Annotated in this window: 6 protein-coding genes and 1 pseudogene; 3 read left to right on the forward strand and 4 right to left on the reverse strand. The window is 49.3% G+C overall.

Features of this window, described 5'->3' with window-relative positions; all coding sequences use genetic code 11:
• From AB7S66_RS11850 to AB7S66_RS11860, 3 genes and pseudogenes are all read right to left on the reverse strand, one after another.
• Positions 1–186: EAL domain-containing protein (locus AB7S66_RS11850; RefSeq protein WP_428520275.1), on the reverse strand; the 186-nt coding region annotated here is incomplete at its 3' end.
• Positions 183–638 (reverse strand): annotated as a pseudogene (locus AB7S66_RS11855) (EAL domain-containing protein). The pseudogene AB7S66_RS11855 and the gene AB7S66_RS11850, both read right to left, overlap by 4 nt.
• A 12-nt stretch (positions 639–650) precedes the next feature.
• Positions 651–794, reverse strand: a complete 144-nt coding sequence (locus tag AB7S66_RS11860) for a hypothetical protein (RefSeq protein WP_428520265.1) — start codon at positions 792–794, stop codon at positions 651–653.
• A 397-nt stretch (positions 795–1,191) separates the two neighbouring features.
• Between AB7S66_RS11860 and AB7S66_RS11865 the strand changes: the two genes are divergently transcribed.
• Positions 1,192–1,317, forward strand: coding sequence for a hypothetical protein (locus AB7S66_RS11865; RefSeq protein ID WP_428520267.1), 126 nt, complete (start codon positions 1,192–1,194; stop codon positions 1,315–1,317).
• Positions 1,318–1,378: 61 nt separating this feature from the next.
• Here AB7S66_RS11865 and AB7S66_RS11870 read toward each other — a convergent pair whose 3' ends face one another.
• Positions 1,379–2,890, reverse strand: coding sequence for a 4Fe-4S binding protein (locus AB7S66_RS11870; protein ID WP_428520269.1), 1,512 nt, complete (start codon positions 2,888–2,890; stop codon positions 1,379–1,381).
• A 112-nt stretch (positions 2,891–3,002) separates the two neighbouring features.
• Here AB7S66_RS11870 and AB7S66_RS11875 point away from each other — a divergent pair, with 112 nt between their 5' ends.
• Positions 3,003–3,395, forward strand: coding sequence for a serpin family protein (locus tag AB7S66_RS11875; protein WP_428520271.1), 393 nt, complete (start codon positions 3,003–3,005; stop codon positions 3,393–3,395).
• Positions 3,396–3,576: 181 nt separating this feature from the next.
• A partial coding sequence (locus AB7S66_RS11880; protein WP_428520273.1) for a hypothetical protein occupies positions 3,577–3,856 on the forward strand: 280 nt, incomplete at its 3' end.

Consider the following 3,856-nt stretch of genomic DNA (forward strand, 5'->3'; position numbering starts at 1 on the left):
GTCGCCCAGCAACTGCTCATACTCCCTGACTTCCAACGGTTGGCTGTAGAAATACCCCTGCACACCGTCGCAGCCCATGGAAGCAAGCATCTTGGCTTGCTCTTCACTCTCCACACCTTCAGCAATGAGGTAATCCCAAGATCTTTCGCCATGGCTATGACATGTTGGATCGCCACCATTCCCTATTCGTTGGTAGTAAGGTCGGTGAAAAAGCCTTGATCCATCTTGATTACATCAATCTGTACATCCTTGAGCATGGTAAGGGAGGAGTACCCTGAACCGAAATCATCAAGGGAGACCAAGAATTCTTGGCTTCTCAGCGATTTCAGGATAGATGACAAATGGGTAGGAACAAGGCCTCCGTCAATTCGAATTCCATGAGTTTGTGGTCGATGCCATAGCGGTCAACCAATGCTACCAAGCTCTCCTCGTAGTTCGTGACAAAGAGATGTGCCCTTGACTGGTTGACCGAGATAGGAGGAAGGGGGGGCCTCACCCTTCCATTGTACAAACAGCTTGCACACAAGCTTCAGGATATACATGTCCAACGCGATAAGGAGATTATGTTTCTCCAGAAGTGGAATGAATTGTGAGGGCATCAGCAAGCCTCTGTTTGGATGCTTCCATCTGTCCGCCAGATCAGGGTTCCCTCAGGCTTGTTCCATCAGATACTGCAAATAGTCACCAGAACGGGTGACGGAAGGATAATTCCCATTTTTTTCCCATTGGATAGAGCGTTCATTGAGCAGAACCACCGTATCCTCCAGCGTGAGGGATGCAGTTTGTTCAACCAACGATTACAGCACTCCCTGGTCTTCATTGATCTGCTGGCTTATCAACCGGGCACTTTGGTCCGTAAGATATTGGAACTGAGCCTGTTTCCCTTCCCAGAGTGACTGTTCTAGTTTTCGATTGAATTGGTGGAAAAACAGCGAGAGGATGGATACCAGGAAGAGACTGAGCAGGAAGACGCGAATGGTCAGTTACCAGTTCGACGTGAATCTCATCTGCCTTCTGCTGACCAATCACTCTTTTCCATGCTACTCCTGTATTCCGGTTACCAGTATAGCGGATTAAGGAAAGGAACCAAGAACTGAATGGTATCAGGGCGTGCTTTTCCCCCACTGGTCTTCATGAACTCCGGGTTCCTCGGCATCCCCCCTGATGGAACTATGGGGAGGAAACGAGGCAATGAACCTGATCCTCCTCTACGACCGGATCCAAGGAATTTTTCTCTTCACGCTGGGACTGTTGATCATCACAGGATGGTTCAGCAGGAAAGGGTTGCTGAACATGCTCCACTCACCCATTCCCTAGGCGGTATTGCTTGGTTTCCTTGTAAGAATGCTCCCCATCACCATGGCACTTGCTGCCTTAGTTACTCAAGGATTTTCAGCTTCACCTCACTAAAACTCAATCCCTGTGACTCAGCAATCTCCTTGATACTTTCACGCTTGTTCTCCACTGTTCCCAGGATTGACTCTATCAGGGAAAGGGTGTAGCCAGCATCCAGCACTTCCTGTACCGTGGTCTTGCCGGTTATCTCAAGGGCAGGGGTGGGTACTACCACACTCTCATCAACGGTAAGTTCTATCGCAGCTTCTTTTATTTGCGAAAAACGAGGATCAGCTGACTTTCCTTCACGCTCCAACACGCGCACTGCACTGGTGGGCAGCAAGGTCCCCTCTTCGGCTGTGAATGGGATCCCGGTATATACCGATACAAAGAGCCTGATGGAATCAGTTCCAACCTCTGTTCCCTCAGGGATGGAACCTGCCCAGATTTCCTCAAGGGAGCCAAGACGCATCGTTCCCTCTTCTACGCCAAATGCATCCAGGAGTATGGTGAGAGGGACAGGAAACGCCTTCGCCACATCGTCAAATGTATAACTTCCGCGAATATCAGCAGGGTCGGGAGCTCCCACATAGTCTCCTTCCTTGAGAAGCGTCGGTTGTTTACTGCTGGAGGTTCTCCAGAGTCCAAGTACCATGGAGAGCATGATGCCGCCAACGATTACCAGAACCGTAATGATACCGATTCGCCGTATGGAAATGCCTTTTTGTTTCTTGTTGAAGGAGGTGATCACGGTATCAGAGATGGGACATGCATCTTCACTGGTGCAGGCCATGCAGGAGATACACTGACCTGAGGAAACCACCTCACTTCCTGCTATATCAATGTTCATCGGGCAGGCTCTATTGCAAGCAGCGCAATTGATGCAAAGATCCTTGTTCCTTCGTATCTTGAAGATCCTGATCTTATTGAAAAGCCCAAGGAAGGCACCATAGGGACAGGCATACTTGCAGAAAGGACGTTCCACGAAGAGTGAAAGCAAGATGATTATGAATAATATAACAAGTCCCGCAAGTGAAAACTCTCGATGAATGAGAGAGAAGAGTGCATAGTAGGGGTCATATGGCTGGAAAACCAGGGTCGCAGAGAGGGCGGTCATGACCAAGATCCATACAAGGATACCATACCGCAGGAATCGTAGGTAACGGTCGATACGCTTGGGGACGAAGGTGTTGTACCGCTTGGGAAAGAGCCGCCTTCCAAGCTTCCCGATCCACTCCTGGAATGTCCCAAATGGGCAGACCCAGGAACAGATGACCGGTCCAAAGAGAACCGCAAGGAGTACGGACAGGGATGCAAGCACTACCGAGGATTCATGAATCTTTCTGATCAGGAGACCATCCTTGATAAGGGTCCACAGCGTTACCACCCCGCCAAAGGGGCATATGGCATGAAGGGAAACTGTTTCCATGGAGAATGGCAGTGTAAATCCATTCGCTGCTGCTTCACTCAAGGCAATTACCGTAACCACCCAAAGAAAGAAAACCAGTTGCACAATTTTCCGTATTCGTTGCACTTTTCCCCGTGACTGTTTCATATACTCTCCTCCGTTCATACAGGAGTAGTGTTCCTTCTATCTGTGTGCTTTGTGTGTGCTCTTGCTTCACATTGGGTAAAACCATGGTACATTCTGGATATGGAGTAAATGCATGCGCAAAATCGTATTACTGTTTTTGGTCCTTTTTGCCGCAGGTTCTTCCGTTGCCCAACCCTTGCAAGAAACGCCCCTTTCCAAGTCATTCAGTGAAGTAGCGAGTACCTTCTCAGATGGTCTCTTCTTTGCCGGCTACGAGCAGGGAGGCAACCGTATGATCAGCCCGCTTTCAGCCCTGTTTGTCCTTTCCATGACCATGAATGGTGCTGTAGGGGAAACCAAAAGCGAAATGCTTAGCATCCTCACCGATTCAAGCCATACTCCCGGGACAATGAACGCGGAGAGTGAAACGTACCTGCATTCCCTCAAGCAAGAGAGTGTATTGGATAGTTCCAACAGCATCTGGATGAATGAGACGTTCAGGTCTCACCGGTGTTTTCCGATTTGACCAAGACGAACTAACAAGGATTTGCTCAGTCCCTTGACTTCCAGGCCCCCTCCAGTGCAGGGATCATCCTTGTCTCCGGCCCACTTCCTCTTCTGTGGTATCTCTTAGGCTTGTTTATTCTCAAGAAATACCCTATCGACCAAGCATACTATGAGAAAATGCTGGAGAAGAAGGAGGTACGGTGAGCGTACAAAAACCCACTCCTTTCCCAGAACCTCGATTCAGCAAGGCAGTATTCCATCTCAGCAGAATGATCATCCGTCCATATCTTTATCTTGCCATGGGAGTGAGGGGGATTACCACCATACACAGGAAATACTTGAAGGAAGCCCTCTCATCCCCCTACCCTGTAATCCTCGCATTCCGTCATTCAGCAAAAGAGGATGCTCCGGTCCTGCTTGCAGCCGTCAAGGAGAGCCATGTGCGGTTTCTCCATGGGCGTGATGTTCTCTATTGGGCTG

Source organism: Sphaerochaeta sp. (assembly GCF_050178175.1).
Taxonomy (GTDB): domain Bacteria; phylum Spirochaetota; class Spirochaetia; order Sphaerochaetales; family Sphaerochaetaceae; genus Sphaerochaeta.